Source organism: Streptomyces sp. NPDC001231, from assembly GCF_042896885.1.
Classification (GTDB): domain Bacteria; phylum Actinomycetota; class Actinomycetes; order Streptomycetales; family Streptomycetaceae; genus Streptomyces.
In genome coordinates this window covers 1-13,130 of record NZ_JBIAXS010000005.1, presented here as the reverse complement: position 1 = coordinate 13,130, position 13,130 = coordinate 1, and the positions used below count along the sequence as shown (strand labels likewise).

Genomic DNA, 13,130 nt, shown 5'->3' with positions numbered 1-13,130 from the left:
TCAGGTACTCCTCGGGGATTCGGAGTGGTCGGGGTAGGCGCAGGGAACGCACGTGCCGAGCGAGGGCGGGATGACGTATCCGGCATCGCGTCGACACTGCGGGCAGAGGCGGCGGGCGGTGTTGGCCTTGGCCAGCGCCGCCCGCCTGGCCGGGGTCATGGGCCGCACCGGCTTGGCCAGGTCGACCCGGTAGAGGTAGGCGACCAGCGGCCCACGGCGGCGGCGCGGCCGTTCGAGCTGAGCGGCCACGCCCTGACCACCCGGGCGCAGACCGCGCGCCCGGAGTTGTCGGCGGGTGGCGTATCCGTCCGGGGCCAGGCGCCACCGGAACACCGGCAGCGCCCCCATCACACGGCCTCGGCAGCCGTGGCGGCGCGTTCGGCGAGAATCGTGTCCCGCAGCATCCGGGCGTTCGCGGGCGAGGTACGCACCTCGCGGCGGATGCCCTCGGCGGTCACCTTCGCGTCCGGCCAATCCGCCGTCACCGCGCGTGCCTCATCGAGCAGTTGAGCCGTGGTCCGCTTGGGCCGGGTCGACTTCGCCACCTCGGGAACACGGCCCGTCGCCCGACGGGGTCGGGTCGATTCCGCAGCCACCGACCGCCGCGCGATCGGGGCGGTCGGAGTCGGCTCGATCGAGGCGAGCGGCTTGAGTGACACGGCCGGCTTCACGTAGTCGACCGGCACCTGAACGGGCACCGGCAGCCGCGTCAACGTGATCGCGACCGGAGCCGATACAGGCTGGTCAGCCATAGACCGAATCCTCTCGGTCTCGGTGGATTCCTCCGCATTCGCGCTATCGGCGTCCGCCGGGCCGATCGGGTCGACCGGGTCGACTGCGGGTGCGGGGGGCAGCTCGATCGGGGCGGTGAACATCGCGGCCAACGCGGCGTCCGCGCCGGCCGTCACCCGATCCCGCTGCACGTCGACCAGCCGCGCCCCCAACGAGTAGTCACCGGTGCCGACCCTGCGAGCCAGCTTCCACGACCGTTTCTCCGCCTTCTCCCGATCCTTCTCGTCCGGGTGGTTGGCGGCGACGGCCCGGTGATACGCCAGCTCACGGACGACGGCCGCCGCGCGGGCCTCGGCCTCGGCATCGCGGCCATCGGTGTGGACGACGATCCGCCGCGCCAGGAACGCCATGCCCTCGGCGGAGACGCACATGCCCATCGGGGTGACGGCGTAGATCACGGTCCGGCCGACGTCGGGACCCGCCATCGCGGCCATCACGGACGCGGCGGCGGGCAGCGCCCACAGCCCGAGACGGATGATCCTCGGCGAGGACTGCCCAAGCATGGTCAGCCCAAGCAGGACCAGGCCCAGCACGGCGGTGGCGCCCTCACCGGCGGCGACCGCACCGAGCGCGGTCCCGGTGCCGTAGGCGTGGCCGATATTGCTGAACGTGCCGTACCCGCCGATACCGCCGACGGCGGCCATGATGACGAACGCGGCCCCGAGCACGACCCGCTGCGAAAGGGTCAGCTCCTTGCGGTTCATGCCCTGCCTCCGATCGTGAGCAGGGCGGCGAGGATGAGCAGGGCCCCGCCGGTGTAGGTGAGGTCGACCGCGCGGCGCAGGCAGGTGAACTTGGCGACGGCCAGCCGGGACAGGCCGGCGATGTCCGCAGCGAGGTCGCGCGAGACGGCGTCGCTGATCTCGTCGGGGGTGAGGGTGGCCCACAGTGGGAAGCCGAAGCGCTCGCGCCGGTTGCCCAGGTTCGGGCGCACCGAGCGCAGCAGCATCCCCGCCGCTGCGACCAGCACCGCCATGCCGCCCCCACCGACGATGGCGGCCGGCAGGGTCAGGGGAAGGGTGCGGGCGACCGTCCAGGCGCCGGCCAGCACCGCGCCGACGAACGCCAGCAGTAACGCGGTCTTGCTGTCCGTTCGCACGATCTCCGCCTTTACTTCGGCGTGCGCGGCGGTCAGGTTCGGGCCGGTGGCGCTCACGCGGCACCCCCGGGCACCATCGCGCCGGCCGTGCGGTTGAGCAGGGCGACGCGGGCGGCGAGCGCCCGGCGGCGGGCCCGGCGGATGCGGCGGGCGTCCAGCTCGGACGGCGTGCGGTCCAACGTGGTGATCTGCGCGTCGAGCAGGTCGACGTCCGCGAGGATCGCGGGCATCTCCTGCTCGATCGCGTCCAGCTCCGCGGCCGTCGGCTCCATGAAGTCGGCGAACGCGGTAACAGCGTCCTGAACAGTGACGATGTGACTCATTGGGTCGTGTTCCTCTCACAGGTGAGCGGCCCGAACAGCACCCCCGGAGTTGGCCCTCCGGGGGTGCACGCCGTTGATGGTGGAAAGCCGCACACGAGCGGTGCGGCAGGCCGCGTAGAAGCGGCCGGTCAGCCCTCAGATGCGGTCGACGTGTAGGTGTCGCCGTTGGCGTCCGTCACGGTCTCGCCACGCTCGACGGTGAAGCTGCTGTCGACCTCAACGCCCTGCTCCTGCGGAGTGACGATCTCCCCGTCGCTGAAGCCGAAGATCAGGCGGTCCATGAACACGTCCTCTCGGGTGGGTGAAGCCCTCGCGGCTCCCCTCAGCGCTGCTCGTACGAGACGAGCAGCGGAGGCAACCGGCCGCAGCAGATGAGCTGCGAGACCAGGAATGGACCGGGCTACTGCACTGGCGCCGCCGGCCGGTCCATCGCGGCGGCGCCACACGCTGTCGTTGATGCATCAGTGCTCCGTGGGTCGAAAGGATCAGGATTGCTGCAAGGGGGACCACGTCCCCACTCTCCGGCCGTTGCTCGCGGTCACCGGGCCACCTCGCCAGTCGGGCCGAAGCCCTGTCCTCTGGCCTTTAGCGGGATTGCAGCGTCCCCGCCCTCTGCGTTCGTGCAGGTCAAGCAGCCACAACAACCCGCCCCATCTGCTGCTTAGGGGGGGTTGCGAAGTTGCTTGATAGGTACCGTAGGCAAACGGATGGCGACGCGCAACCCCCTCTCGCGGTACGATCCAATAGCCCCCCTAGGCGACGATTGGAGAGTCGTGCACGAGGACATGGAGCGGATCTCAGGAATCGGGGATCCGGTCGATCGAGCCAAGGCAGCAATCGCCCTGATGGCGACCTATCAGGGGTGGGTGTTGGAGCTGTCCCGCGTCCGCCGCGAAGCCATCGAAGAAGCGCAGGCGTCCGGCATGACCCAAGCGGAAATCGCCAAGCGGCTTGGGGTGAGTCGTGGTCGGGTGGGTCAGCTAGCGTCGGCCGGCCCGCCTCCGGAGCGCGCGTTCTTCGGCACAGACCTGGTGACCGTGTCTTTGGGCGGCAAGTACGAAGGCGGCAAGACGCCCGAGCAGAACCCGAGCGAGGTCGTCACCAGGGAAGACCTCGACAACTTCGAGCACCTGCGCAAGCTGCTGAGCGGCATGAAGCTGGACGCCCAGTACGAGGTCATTCCTCCGAGCGGCATCGTCAACCTGAACCGCGACAACCACGTGGTCATCTGTGGCCCGCGCCTGTCACCCATCGTTGCCCAGGTACTGGAGGGCGACGACAACCTGCGCTTTGAGAAGGACCACGCGTGGCACCTGCTCGACCAGCGCACGGGCAAGGAGTACCGGTCCCCGCAGGATGAGGACGGTTCAGCAGGAGACTTCGGGTACCTCGGACGGCTCCCGCGCCTTGACGGCCGTGGGACGTTCCTCTACATCGCGGGAATCCACGCCATCGGCGCGAACGGGGTCGTCCACTTCCTGGAGCACAACTTGGCGGAGCTGTACCGCGAGGTGCGAACAAAGCGCTTCTCCACGCTGATCTCCTGCCGGTACAACCCTGAGACCCTGGAAATCCTGGAGAGCCGCAGGGTTACTCCCCTCTACCGGCACGAAGGCTGACCATGCGAGTGAGCTTTGACAGTTGTCCAGGGGGCGCCAACCCCAATGAGGACTGGGTGGCCAGCTCCCCAACAGTTGCCGTAGTGCTAGACGGGCTAAGCACGGCCGGACTCCCTACAGGTTGCCAGCACGGCGTTCCGTGGTACGTCGCCCACCTTGGCGGGTACCTCATGGCCGCCCTGGCTGAGCCAGACGTGTCACTCTCGGATGGCTTGGCGGACGCCCTAGCCCGCGTCGCATCGCTGCACCCGCAATGTGATCTCAACAACCCCGGCACCCCATCGGCCACGGTCGCGATCCTGCGGCAGAGGCACGGGATCCTCGATCACCTCGTTCTTGCAGACTCGCCCGTCGTATTCGACGGCCGGGAGGGCTACACCGTGATCACTGACCTACGTGTGGACGACATCCTTCCTGAGCTGCGAGCGGAGGTGGAACGCCACGAGACCCACACCCAAGGTCACAGGGAAGCGCTCCAGCGCCTGGTTCTTGCTCAGAGGGAGGTCCGCAACACCCAGGACGGGTACTGGGTCGCAGGCACCAATCCAGAGTCGGCACGGCATGGCCTGACAGGTACGACGAAGCTTGAAGACGTACGGTGCGCCGCCGTCATGTCGGACGGAGTGTCGAGACTCGTCACGGAGTACGGCATGGCCACCTGGGATGAGGCGTTCGCCACATTGCATGGGGGAGGTCCCCGTCAACTTATCGAGACCGTGCGCAAGGTTGAGGCATCAGACCCCACAGGCCGCCGGTGGCCGCGCTACAAGTCGGGAGACGATGCGACCGTGGCCCTTTGTCAGTGGTAACCAGCCGAAACAGAGCCGTGGGCGTACGCCAACCTGTACGCCCACAGCGGCGCACAACGGCACCTACTAGCAGCCCAGCACAGCCCCTGTAATCAGGCGCTGTCTCGCCAGAACACCGGGGCGCCGGCCGGCGGCGTCGTCGGTGCGAGGCTGCCGGATTGGGCGGCGGATCGTGCCAGCCGTGCGGGGGTGCTCAACAATGACAGATGACGACAGTCGACGACGTCTCTTCCCCTGCTCAGAGACGGTGCTTCGGGTACCGGCGCAGGTGCTCATCACTGAAGCAGAGTTGAGGAAGATCAGAAGTCGTCCGTAGACGAAGTAGAACAGCCGAAAGGCTGGGCGGTTACTTGTCTGCGGGGAGACGCGTCGAGCGCCTCTGAAGCAGGCCACCCAGGATGGCCAACGCGATGGTGACGACGAAGAGCGCATCCAGCACGATCGTGGAATGTCCTGTCACCACCTTGAAGGACATGGCCATCGCCAGGCTCAAGGCCAGCGACACTGCCCCATACCCCCACAGGTCCGGCCTAACTACGCGTCCTCGCAGCCACGGCAGCAGCCACCCGGTGGCCAAGGCCAGGAAGCCGCTGAAAGCCAATAGGCCAAAGCCCACCGCAGCCGCACCAACAAGGAACCAGTCCATGTCCCACCCCTCCATTCGCGTGTCCCATCACGCGGGCCTGATCTTCGCACGAAGCCGCAGCCGGGTGCGGGCAGTTGCCTGCGAGGGCCACTGGGCCGTCTCTGCGGGCCGTCCGAGTTCAACCGACACCGACCGAGTTCCCCGAGCGATGAGCCCTGTGGAGCCTGCCGCGCAACTCGTCTCCGTCTACCGCCCGGGCTGACATCAGCAGTTGACATCAACAGAGGCGTACGGCCGAGCACGGCGACACACCCGCAATCGGTGGGCGAGCCAACAGATCGCAGCAGGCGAGCGGTTCGTGACGGTGGTGCACGCGCCTACGGATCAGAAGGTTGCAGGTTCGAATCCTGCCGAGTGCACACAGGTCGAAGGCCCCGGAGAGATCCGGGGCCTTCGGCGTTTCAGGGGCGTACAGCAGCGAAGTACAGCAACCGGGTCGACGCCCGGAGCGTTTGTGCGATACGGGAGGGGCACTGATGAAGATCAGGGCTGTCGCGGCGGCGCTCACCGCTGTGATGCTGGCCGTACTCGTGGGGTGCGGGACCAGGGCCCAGGCCCAGGATCGCCTCTCGTCCAAAACGCTGCAGAGCCGATGGTGGACGTGGGCACTGTCGGAGCCCGAGTCGACGAACCCGGTCGCCGATCAGGATGGAAGCGCGTGCAAGCGGAACCAGCCGCGGGACGTGTGGTTCCTGGCCGGCACATTCGGCACTCAGGCCGAGCGCACTTGTAACGTCCCCCACGGGGTGCGCCTTGCCTTCCCTCTCGTGAACTTGATCGGTAGGCCGGTGGACTGCGCGGTCTTCATGAGCGCAGCCGAGGGGTCTGCCGTTCTGGACGGCAGGGAACTTGAGGTGGACACTCACCCGGGAGAGACGATTTCGGCACGAAGCGTGGCCGGCAATCCCTTCACAAGCACGCGCGGGCACTTCACCACCACCGGGTGCGGACTCTGGGGCCAGGTACCCCCGCTGGGACCCGGAAAGCACACGCTGACGATTCGCGGTCGGTCCGGCGATTTCTCGGTCAGTGTGGACTACACCCTGACAGTGGATGCCGCGTAGGCAAGGGCTCGGCATCACGAAGGGGACCCCGGTTTCGGGGCCCCCTGGAGCGTAGGTGAGAGCTGCGGGTTGTTCAGCTGGTGCTGCCCATGGCGTCGGACAGCTTGCCGATCGCGGTGCGTACCTCTTCCTCGCTCGCTTCGGCGTAGACCTCCATCGTCATGGCGATCTGCGAGTGCCGCAGGATGCGCTGTGCCACCTTCGGGTGCACCTTCAACGCCACAAGGAGCGAGCTACAGGTGTGCCGTGTGTTTCGCAGCGGGATGACCCGGAGGCCGGCACGACGAGCCCGCAGAGCGAACATCCGGGTGAGATTGCCCGGCTCGATCGGCGTGCCGTACTTCGTGGTGAAGATCAGGTCATGGCTGCCCTGCCACAGCTCCCCGGCTGCCTTCCGGTCGCCGATCTGCTGCGCCCGACGCATCCGAAGCGCCTTGAGGCAGAGCGCCGGCAGCGGAAGGAAGTCGTCGGACTCCTCGGTCTTGGTCTCGCGGTGGAGGATCTGCCGCCCGGCTCGCTGGATCTGGTGATCCACGTAGATCTCGCCGGTCTCGAAGTCCACCGACTTCCAGGTGAGGCCCAGGACTTCACCCCGGCGCAGGCCGAGGCAGAGTACGAGCATCCAGGCTGCGAGGAGGTGATCGTCCCGAGCGGCACAGTCGGCGAGGAAGCGCCCGGCTTCGGCGACCGACCACGGCTTGATCCTCCGCCGCCGAGGCTTGGGGACCTTGACCAGAGAGGCCACGTTCTTGCCGATCTCCTCTTCAGCCACGGCGTGAGTGAGTGCCGCCCGGAGGGCATCACGGGCCGCCTGGACGACACGCCGCGAGGGGAAGGCCTCGCAGCACTCGCCGATAGCGCAGCAGCGCCGCTGTTCGGGGCGACGCTTCGCATCCTTGCCCTGGGCGCAGCACTGGCAGGTGGCGGCGAGCCTGTTGATCCACTCGCGCACATCCCGGACCGTGAGCTTGTCGATCCGCTTCGCACCGAGGTGAGGGTTGATGTAGAGCCGCACCGACCCCTCGTAGGAGACGTACGTCAGAGGCGCGAGATTCGGCTTCACGATCTCGTCGAGCCAGTACGCGAGGAACGCGGCGAGGGTGCGGTGCCGGGTCGCCACTGGCCCCTTCTTGGCTTCACCATGCAGCTTGATCCACTTGTCGTGAACCTCTTCGCGGGTCTTGCCGTAGACGTACTTGCGCTTGCGCTTGCCCTCCGGGGTGTCGACCCAGACGTATGCTGCGAAGCCGTTCTTGTACGGGTAGATCGAGCCCTCACCGTTGGCGCGCTTGCCGCTCATGCCGACACCGCCCCGGACTCGGCGGTAACGCGCTCGATGTACTCCTCGACCCACTCCGGCAGGATGCGCCGGTTGCGGCCGACCTTCACCGAGCGGATCTCTCCGGTGAGGACCAGCATCTTCGTCTTGGAGAGACCGAATCCCAGCATGGCGGCGACCTCTGCCGTGGTGTGCCACTTCGGTTGAATCATGGTCGTGGTCATGCTGCGCATTCCTCCCAGTTCAGTTGGTCTTGCAGTGCTTCGCGGGCGATCTCGCGGTTGAGTTGGATGTCCCGGCGGATGTTGGCGGCGAGCCAGGATTCGCCGGGGGTGTGGCCGTGGCCGGCGTAGGACCAGTGGGCGAGGGTGAGCGTGGTTGCTTCCTCGTCGTCGGGGTCGGGCAGGCCGAGGGCTTCGCGTTGCTGGGCGGCGCGGTAGTCGGCGCGGGTCTGGCGGAGGGCGCCGAGGGTGGTGGAGTAGCGGCGGGACTTGGTGGAGAAGTGGCCGCGGAAGCCGAGCATGTGAGCCCAGTCCCGTAACTTGCGGTCCGGGTAGAGCGCGTGCAGGTCGAGGCATGCGGCGATGAGCCGGGCTGGATGCTCGGGGACGCCGAGCAGGTCAAGGGCTTCTTTGTTGCCGATCCGGCGGTCCACGGTGCCGGTGGTCTCGGCGGCTTTGGTGGCGTACTTGGCGACGTAGGAGGCAACCGCCTGTTCGGTGATCTCTTCGCCGTGGCCGAAGGCGCCGATGGGCTGGACGTCGAGCTGGGTGCCCCAGCGCAGCGTGCGGGCCGGTTGGTCCCCGGCCGGGGGCACATCGACCGCGACGCGGGCAGCAGCGGCGCGGCTGGCGTCGGTGAGCAGGTCAAGAGTGGCCCAGGCCGGCGGGGGGTCGTCGGGTCCCTCGGGTCCGTCGAAACGGATCACGGCATGGAAGTGGACGGCCCCGCGCTTTTGGTATTCGGCGACCTTGCCAAAGGAGACGCGGGACTGTTCGCGGGCGTCCTTCTGGGTCAGGCCGGCGCGGCGGGCGATCTCGCGGCGCAGGTAGATCGTGAAGTAGCGCCACAGCTCGGAGGCGTGGTTGTTCCACAGCACCGCGCCCGCGTAGTCGTAGGTGTCCGGGTCGAGCGGGGTGCCCAGTTCCGGGGCATCCTCGGCGTGGTGGGTGCCGCAGCGGCACGGCCGGTTGCCGGGCCGGTTGTGGACCGGGCCGAACGAGGGGGCGGTGAGGGTGGCGAACACGCGCGGGTGGTCGCGGATCGTCTCCGGGGTGCCCTTGTCGGGGTCGCCGACGAGGCCGGCGCGGATGAGGTGGTAGGTGTCGCCGGCGTAGGTCCAGGCGCAGGCGGGGCAGCGGGAGGCGCGGCGGTTGCCGCAGGCGACGCGGAGCACGCCGCCGGGTTCGGTGTCGGTCGAGTAGGAGTGCAGTACGTGCCCGGTGAGCTTGTCGCGGGTGACGGTGGAGCCTTGCAGGCGGATCGGGTCAGTGCAGCCGCCGGTACGGCGGATCTGGTCTTGGATGCGGTCGAAGCCGGTGGACCCGGCCAACCTCAGCACGTCGGCGAGGGTGGCCGGGTCCAGGCCCGCCATGGTGGCGGCGGTCACGCGTTGTCCTCCTTGGGCGTGTGGCGGTCAATCCAGTCCTCGGCGCACACCTTGTGGACGGGCTTGCCGCGGTCGGAGCGGAGCGGGGTGGGCTTGGTGCAGATCACGCACGGCTGATCGCCGGTGTGGTCGAAGTGCTCGGGCGAGCGCCAGTCGAGGAGCGCCACGGCGGTCACCTCCCCGCACGGGCGAAGTCGGCGGCGGGGGCGGCGTGGCCGGTGCCCTTGCAGGTCGGGCAGGCGACTCGGAGGGTGGCGCGGGTGCCGTCCCGGTGGCGGGTGCCGGTGGTGATGGCGACGGAGGCGAAGCCGTCGCAGTCGCGGCAGACGCGCGTGTTCTGGGCGTGCTGGGGCATGATGAGGTCTCCCTTTCGGGTCCGTTGGATCTGGTAAGGGGTCCAGGCACCCGGAGCGGCGGAAACTTGGCGGTTGAGGCCGCTCCGGGGGCCGTCAGCGTCGACGGGTGCGGCGCTTGGAGTAGGCCGGCGGGATCGCGTCGTAGGACTCGCGGCCCCGGTCGAAAGAGTCGCGGTCCTTGTCGCTCATGCCGGAGGCGCCGATCTGCCGGTTGATGCGGTTGACGGCCTTGCGGTCGCCGTGGCGCTTAGCGATGGCGTACTCGCGGCCCAGTTCGGCCATCTCCGGGTTGGTCGAGGCGTCGTTGTTCTTACGGCCGAAGAAGCCCATGTCAGCGCTTCCTTTCCTGGCTGATGAGCGAGCGGACGACGAGGGCGCACACGGCCACCGAGGCGGCGGTGATGGCGACGGCGAGGAGCATGGAGACCAGGACCGCGCCGACGACGAGGACCACGGCCGTGCCGCCGCCGACGAGGGCGAGCGCGCTGCCCGGGGTGAGCTGGACGGTGGGCCGGGTCGAGGCCGGGACCACCGGAGCCGGGGCCGAGGCAGGGACCGGGGCCGGCGTGGTGGTGGCCGGGGGGTCGGTCACGGGCGCCGGGGCCGGGACCGCGGGGGCGGTGTCCGGGGGCGGGTACTTCGGGGTGAACACGGGATCTTCCTCCTGTCAGGCGTTGCAGCGGTGGGTACGGGCGGCGAGTTCGGCGGCCGACCGGTCGCGGTGCTCGGTGGAGAAGCCGCAGCCGGGAGCGTTGCAGGCGGCGGTGTGCCTGGTCTGGCCACGGCCGTTGTTGTAGGTGCCGACCTTGACCGGCCCGATCTGGATCACGTCGTAGAAGCGGTTCGGGCGCATCGGATCAACCTCCTTCGATGTCAGGTGAGCTGGAGCTGGGATGCGATCGCTTGGCAGGTCGGGACGGGCAAGCCGAGCCGGGCGGTGAGCGCGTCGGCGGTGATCGGCTGGCCCGTGGTGTTCCGGTGCGCGTCAGCGATCGAACGGGCATGGTCGAGCAGGGCCGGCGGCACCGCCGGACCAGTGGCGGGCGGCTTCGCCGGGGCCGGGGTCAGTTCCGCCGCAGGGGCGGAGACCAGGACCGGTTCGGGTGTGTCGGTGCGGTGCATCTCGACTTCCGGCGCCGCCGATTCCTCGTCCGGCTCCGGGGCCGGATCCGGGGTGGCCGGGGTGGGGGCGTGGACCAGGAGGGTTCCGCCGAGGAAGGCCAGGGCGGGCCATCCGGCGACGAGGATGCGCAGCCAGGCGGGCACGTTGTGCAGGTCGAGCATGCCGGCCGTGGCGATGTTGGCGCCGAGCGAGGCTGCCAGGGCGATGGCGAACCAGGTCCAGGCGGACCGGTCCCGGCCGGCGCGCAGCCGACGCCAGGCGGCGACCAACAGCAGGTCGACCGAGACCGGATAGGCCCACGCCTTCCATCCGGACTGCCCGGCCGCCGCAGCCAGGTCGTGCAGGTGCGCGAAGGACAGGGCACCGGCGATCACGGCTTGGATGAGGACGGCATCGGGGCGGATCGAGCGGTTCACGGCGATCACTCCCCGTCCGCTGGCGCTTCGCCGGTTCCCAGGCAGTTCAGGCAGATCCCGGACTGTTTCCCGACCGGGCGGCGCTTGCGGCCGACGAGGACCGTGGTGGGAACCTCACCGCTGCCCTTGCAGTCGGGGCAGGCCGCCGGCTTGGGCTTGGCGTTCTTACGCGTGGCCATGGCAGGTCTCCCCCCTTCTAGTCGGTGACCGGCAGCGGCTTGACCAGGGACACGTCCGGCGCCGGGGCGTCGGCGGGCACGTGCGGGCGGAACGGGTCGAGGGCGGGGAAGTCCGGGACGAGGTGGGCGAACTCCCGGCACACCGCCATCGCCTCATCGCGGGAGGTGTGCGGGGTGCGGATCTTCGCCCAGCCCCCCGAGGAGTCGGCGGCAACCGCCGTTCCGGGCCGCTCCGCCGGGATCAGGGATGCAGCCACGACCGCGTCCGGCGCCACGTCGGCGAGCCCCATTTCGGCGGTCTGCTTGTCGTTGACCCGGTGCACGACGCGGCCGGTGAGCTGAGCGCGCAGCATGGTCGCGCCCTTGCCCAGCTCGGAGCCGAAGCGCTGCCCGCACACCTCCAGGTAGATCCCGACCGCGCGGGCCATCTGCGCCAGTCGGATCAACGCGGTGACGATCCGCTCCCGCCGCTCCTCATCCTTCTTGGAGGAGATCAGGAACAGTTCGGCCACCTCGTCGACCAGGACGACGACCGGCACCGGCCGTAACCCCGCGGGCAGCTCCCAGATGTCCGAGACTCCGTGCGCGCTGAGCAGGTCGAAGCGGGATTCCATCTCCGCGACCAGCACATCCAGCAGCGAGGCGGCATCGTCCGGCGTGGTGGCCAGGGCCGACAGCCGGGGCGCGTACGCCTTCTGTTCGACACCGCGCTTGCAGTCGATCCCGACCAGCGCGACCGGCAGCCGTGCCAAGCCGCTGATCAGGTTCCGTTGGTAGACGGACTTGCCCGAGTTGTTCGCGCCGAGCGTCAGTGCCATGGGCACCTTGCGGTAGTCGCGGACGAAGGCCGTCCCGTCCTCCCGCAGCGCCACCGGCACGGCCAGACCGTCAGGGCGTGCCCCACGGGGGAGCCGGACCCGGCGCAGTACGTCATAGCCGGTCATGCGCAGTTCGACGTATCCGGGCTTGGTCTCGGCATGCCCACACCGGAAGAGGCCCGGTTGCTGGAGATCGGCCCGGGCATCCCTGTTCTGCTCTGGACCCGCACGGGCTACACCGCGGACCGGCCGGTGCGCTGCACGATCACGACCTTCCGCGGCGATCTCAACCGCATGAACTACGAGATCGGCGACCTGTCCGCCCGAGAGAACGAAGCCAAGTGAGAGTCACCACCGCCACCCCCGCCGACCTGGACCAGTTGTTGGCCTTCCGCGTCGAGGCCGCTGGTTGGATCAGCAAGTTGGGCAATGACCAGTGGAGCCGGCCGTACCCTGCGGAACGGCTCTTGGCCACCATCGAGGGCGGCACCGTCTTCATGCTGAGGGATGACGGAAGGACAGCCGGAACGATCACCCTCACGCCCGACGCGGAGGAGGGGTTGTGGTCAGATGAAGAACTTGCCGAACCTTCGATGTTCGTCAACAAGTTGACGATCTCCCGCGACTACGCAGGGCAGAACCTCGGAGGCAGGCTCTTGGACTGGGCCGGCGACCGAGCGCATCGAGCAGGCGCGCAATGGCTGCGCCTCGACGCGTGGACGACCAACGCGCGGCTTCAGCGGTACTACCTTGACCAAGGCTTCCAGTACGTGAGGACCGTCCTCGAAGGCAACGCCGTCAATGGCGGTCCGCGAGTCTCAGGCTGGGTTGCCCAACGTCCCACGCGGCTTGCCGATCACGGGTTCGCCGACGAGACGCCCAGCCCTGAGCCCCTGCACGCCTTGTCGAGTCTCAGTTGATGGTTGACGGGTTGGCGTCGGGTGGTGCTTGACGTCTGCCCTAGACGCAATGCCAGTGACTTAAGCGGCTACTGACGC

General features: G+C 68.8%; 20 protein-coding genes and 2 pseudogenes. 5 read left to right on the top strand and 17 right to left on the bottom strand.

Going from position 1 to position 13,130, the window contains the following annotated elements:
• From ACFY3J_RS07775 to ACFY3J_RS07755, 5 genes are all read right to left on the bottom strand, one after another.
• The gene (locus tag ACFY3J_RS07775; RefSeq protein ID WP_390840528.1) at positions 1-348 is read right to left on the bottom strand and encodes an RRQRL motif-containing zinc-binding protein; all 348 of its coding nucleotides are present in this window, start codon (positions 346-348) and stop codon (positions 1-3) included.
• Complete coding sequence (locus ACFY3J_RS07770) at positions 348-1,496, bottom strand: conjugal transfer protein (protein WP_390840527.1); 1,149 nt, start codon at positions 1,494-1,496, stop codon at positions 348-350. The genes ACFY3J_RS07775 and ACFY3J_RS07770 overlap by 1 nt, the downstream gene beginning before the upstream one ends.
• Positions 1,493-1,948, bottom strand: coding sequence for a Pycsar system effector family protein (locus ACFY3J_RS07765; RefSeq protein ID WP_390840526.1), 456 nt, complete (start codon positions 1,946-1,948; stop codon positions 1,493-1,495). Before ACFY3J_RS07765 ends, ACFY3J_RS07770 begins: the two co-directional genes overlap by 4 nt.
• On the bottom strand, positions 1,945-2,214 hold the full coding sequence (locus ACFY3J_RS07760; RefSeq protein WP_390840525.1) for a DUF6284 family protein: 270 nt from the start codon (positions 2,212-2,214) through the stop codon (positions 1,945-1,947). Before ACFY3J_RS07760 ends, ACFY3J_RS07765 begins: the two co-directional genes overlap by 4 nt.
• Positions 2,215-2,342: 128 nt before the next feature.
• A complete protein-coding gene (locus ACFY3J_RS07755) occupies positions 2,343-2,495 on the bottom strand; it encodes a hypothetical protein (protein WP_390840524.1) in 153 nt (50 codons plus the stop codon).
• Positions 2,496-2,987: 492 nt separating this feature from the next.
• On the opposite strand from ACFY3J_RS07755, the gene ACFY3J_RS07750 reads away from it, so the two are divergent.
• Positions 2,988-3,833: a sigma factor-like helix-turn-helix DNA-binding protein gene (locus tag ACFY3J_RS07750; protein ID WP_390840523.1), complete on the top strand. Its 846-nt coding sequence runs from the start codon at positions 2,988-2,990 to the stop codon at positions 3,831-3,833.
• A 170-nt stretch (positions 3,834-4,003) separates the two neighbouring features.
• On the top strand, positions 4,004-4,642 hold the full coding sequence (locus ACFY3J_RS07745; RefSeq protein WP_390840522.1) for a hypothetical protein: 639 nt from the start codon (positions 4,004-4,006) through the stop codon (positions 4,640-4,642).
• Positions 4,643-4,988: 346 nt separating this feature from the next.
• Here the strand turns inward: ACFY3J_RS07745 and ACFY3J_RS07740 are convergent, their stop codons facing one another.
• Positions 4,989-5,288, bottom strand: coding sequence for a hypothetical protein (locus ACFY3J_RS07740; protein ID WP_390840521.1), 300 nt, complete (start codon positions 5,286-5,288; stop codon positions 4,989-4,991).
• 476 nt (positions 5,289-5,764) lie between these two features.
• On the opposite strand from ACFY3J_RS07740, the gene ACFY3J_RS07735 reads away from it, so the two are divergent.
• Positions 5,765-6,352, top strand: coding sequence for a signal protein (locus tag ACFY3J_RS07735; RefSeq protein ID WP_384174158.1), 588 nt, complete (start codon positions 5,765-5,767; stop codon positions 6,350-6,352).
• Between the two features lie 73 nt (positions 6,353-6,425).
• Here ACFY3J_RS07735 and xerC read toward each other — a convergent pair whose 3' ends face one another.
• From xerC to ACFY3J_RS07680, 11 genes and pseudogenes are all read right to left on the bottom strand, one after another.
• The gene (gene xerC, locus ACFY3J_RS07730) at positions 6,426-7,652 is read right to left on the bottom strand and encodes a tyrosine recombinase XerC (RefSeq protein WP_390840520.1); all 1,227 of its coding nucleotides are present in this window, start codon (positions 7,650-7,652) and stop codon (positions 6,426-6,428) included.
• A complete protein-coding gene (locus ACFY3J_RS07725; RefSeq protein WP_390840519.1) occupies positions 7,649-7,855 on the bottom strand; it encodes an excisionase family DNA-binding protein in 207 nt (68 codons plus the stop codon). The genes xerC and ACFY3J_RS07725 overlap by 4 nt, the downstream gene beginning before the upstream one ends.
• Positions 7,852-9,225 (bottom strand): replication initiator protein RepSA, encoded by a 1,374-nt coding sequence (repSA, locus tag ACFY3J_RS07720; protein WP_390840625.1) that lies wholly within the window; start codon positions 9,223-9,225, stop codon positions 7,852-7,854. The genes ACFY3J_RS07725 and repSA overlap by 4 nt, the downstream gene beginning before the upstream one ends.
• Positions 9,226-9,236: 11 nt before the next feature.
• Positions 9,237-9,407 carry a hypothetical protein gene (locus ACFY3J_RS07715; RefSeq protein WP_384174149.1) on the bottom strand — a complete coding sequence of 57 codons (171 nt, stop codon included), beginning with the start codon at positions 9,405-9,407 and terminating at the stop codon, positions 9,237-9,239.
• A 5-nt stretch (positions 9,408-9,412) separates the two neighbouring features.
• Positions 9,413-9,595: a hypothetical protein gene (locus tag ACFY3J_RS07710; protein ID WP_384174146.1), complete on the bottom strand. Its 183-nt coding sequence runs from the start codon at positions 9,593-9,595 to the stop codon at positions 9,413-9,415.
• 94 nt (positions 9,596-9,689) lie between these two features.
• Positions 9,690-9,926, bottom strand: a complete 237-nt coding sequence (locus ACFY3J_RS07705; protein ID WP_384174143.1) for a hypothetical protein — start codon at positions 9,924-9,926, stop codon at positions 9,690-9,692.
• 1 nt (position 9,927) lies between these two features.
• The gene (locus ACFY3J_RS07700; RefSeq protein ID WP_384174140.1) at positions 9,928-10,248 is read right to left on the bottom strand and encodes a SpdD protein; all 321 of its coding nucleotides are present in this window, start codon (positions 10,246-10,248) and stop codon (positions 9,928-9,930) included.
• 15 nt (positions 10,249-10,263) lie between these two features.
• Positions 10,264-10,449 (bottom strand): mobile element transfer protein, encoded by a 186-nt coding sequence (locus ACFY3J_RS07695; protein WP_390840518.1) that lies wholly within the window; start codon positions 10,447-10,449, stop codon positions 10,264-10,266.
• A gap of 20 nt (positions 10,450-10,469) precedes the next feature.
• Positions 10,470-11,135: a DUF2637 domain-containing protein gene (locus ACFY3J_RS07690; protein ID WP_390840517.1), complete on the bottom strand. Its 666-nt coding sequence runs from the start codon at positions 11,133-11,135 to the stop codon at positions 10,470-10,472.
• Positions 11,136-11,140: 5 nt separating this feature from the next.
• The gene (locus tag ACFY3J_RS07685) at positions 11,141-11,314 is read right to left on the bottom strand and encodes a hypothetical protein (RefSeq protein ID WP_390840516.1); all 174 of its coding nucleotides are present in this window, start codon (positions 11,312-11,314) and stop codon (positions 11,141-11,143) included.
• 17 nt (positions 11,315-11,331) lie between these two features.
• Positions 11,332-12,288 (bottom strand): annotated as a pseudogene (locus tag ACFY3J_RS07680) (FtsK/SpoIIIE domain-containing protein); the annotation flags it as partial.
• Between the two features lie 3 nt (positions 12,289-12,291).
• Here ACFY3J_RS07680 and ACFY3J_RS07675 point away from each other — a divergent pair.
• A pseudogene (locus ACFY3J_RS07675) lies at positions 12,292-12,477 on the top strand (UTRA domain-containing protein); the annotation flags it as partial.
• Positions 12,474-13,052 (top strand): GNAT family N-acetyltransferase, encoded by a 579-nt coding sequence (locus tag ACFY3J_RS07670; RefSeq protein WP_390840515.1) that lies wholly within the window; start codon positions 12,474-12,476, stop codon positions 13,050-13,052. The pseudogene ACFY3J_RS07675 and the gene ACFY3J_RS07670, both read left to right, overlap by 4 nt.
• The last annotated feature ends 78 nt before the right edge of the window (positions 13,053-13,130 follow it).

Excerpts from the sequence above, each read along its gene's own strand:
- ACFY3J_RS07735 (WP_384174158.1), top strand. The coding sequence starts at position 5,765 with ATGAAGATCAGGGCTGTCGCGGCGGCGCTCACCGCTGTGATGCTGGCC.
- ACFY3J_RS07770 (WP_390840527.1), bottom strand. The coding sequence starts at position 1,496 with ATGAACCGCAAGGAGCTGACCCTTTCGCAGCGGGTCGTGCTCGGGGCC.
- ACFY3J_RS07725 (WP_390840519.1), bottom strand. The coding sequence starts at position 7,855 with ATGACCACGACCATGATTCAACCGAAGTGGCACACCACGGCAGAGGTC.
- ACFY3J_RS07755 (WP_390840524.1), bottom strand. The coding sequence starts at position 2,495 with ATGGACCGCCTGATCTTCGGCTTCAGCGACGGGGAGATCGTCACTCCG.
- ACFY3J_RS07710 (WP_384174146.1), bottom strand. The coding sequence starts at position 9,595 with ATGCCCCAGCACGCCCAGAACACGCGCGTCTGCCGCGACTGCGACGGC.
- repSA (WP_390840625.1), bottom strand. The coding sequence starts at position 9,225 with ATGGCGGGCCTGGACCCGGCCACCCTCGCCGACGTGCTGAGGTTGGCC.
- ACFY3J_RS07695 (WP_390840518.1), bottom strand. The coding sequence starts at position 10,449 with ATGCGCCCGAACCGCTTCTACGACGTGATCCAGATCGGGCCGGTCAAG.
- xerC (WP_390840520.1), bottom strand. The coding sequence starts at position 7,652 with ATGAGCGGCAAGCGCGCCAACGGTGAGGGCTCGATCTACCCGTACAAG.
- ACFY3J_RS07705 (WP_384174143.1), bottom strand. The coding sequence starts at position 9,926 with ATGGGCTTCTTCGGCCGTAAGAACAACGACGCCTCGACCAACCCGGAG.
- ACFY3J_RS07685 (WP_390840516.1), bottom strand. The coding sequence starts at position 11,314 with ATGGCCACGCGTAAGAACGCCAAGCCCAAGCCGGCGGCCTGCCCCGAC.
- ACFY3J_RS07775 (WP_390840528.1), bottom strand. The coding sequence starts at position 348 with ATGGGGGCGCTGCCGGTGTTCCGGTGGCGCCTGGCCCCGGACGGATAC.
- ACFY3J_RS07760 (WP_390840525.1), bottom strand. The coding sequence starts at position 2,214 with ATGAGTCACATCGTCACTGTTCAGGACGCTGTTACCGCGTTCGCCGAC.
- ACFY3J_RS07745 (WP_390840522.1), top strand. The coding sequence starts at position 4,004 with ATGGCCGCCCTGGCTGAGCCAGACGTGTCACTCTCGGATGGCTTGGCG.
- ACFY3J_RS07740 (WP_390840521.1), bottom strand. The coding sequence starts at position 5,288 with ATGGACTGGTTCCTTGTTGGTGCGGCTGCGGTGGGCTTTGGCCTATTG.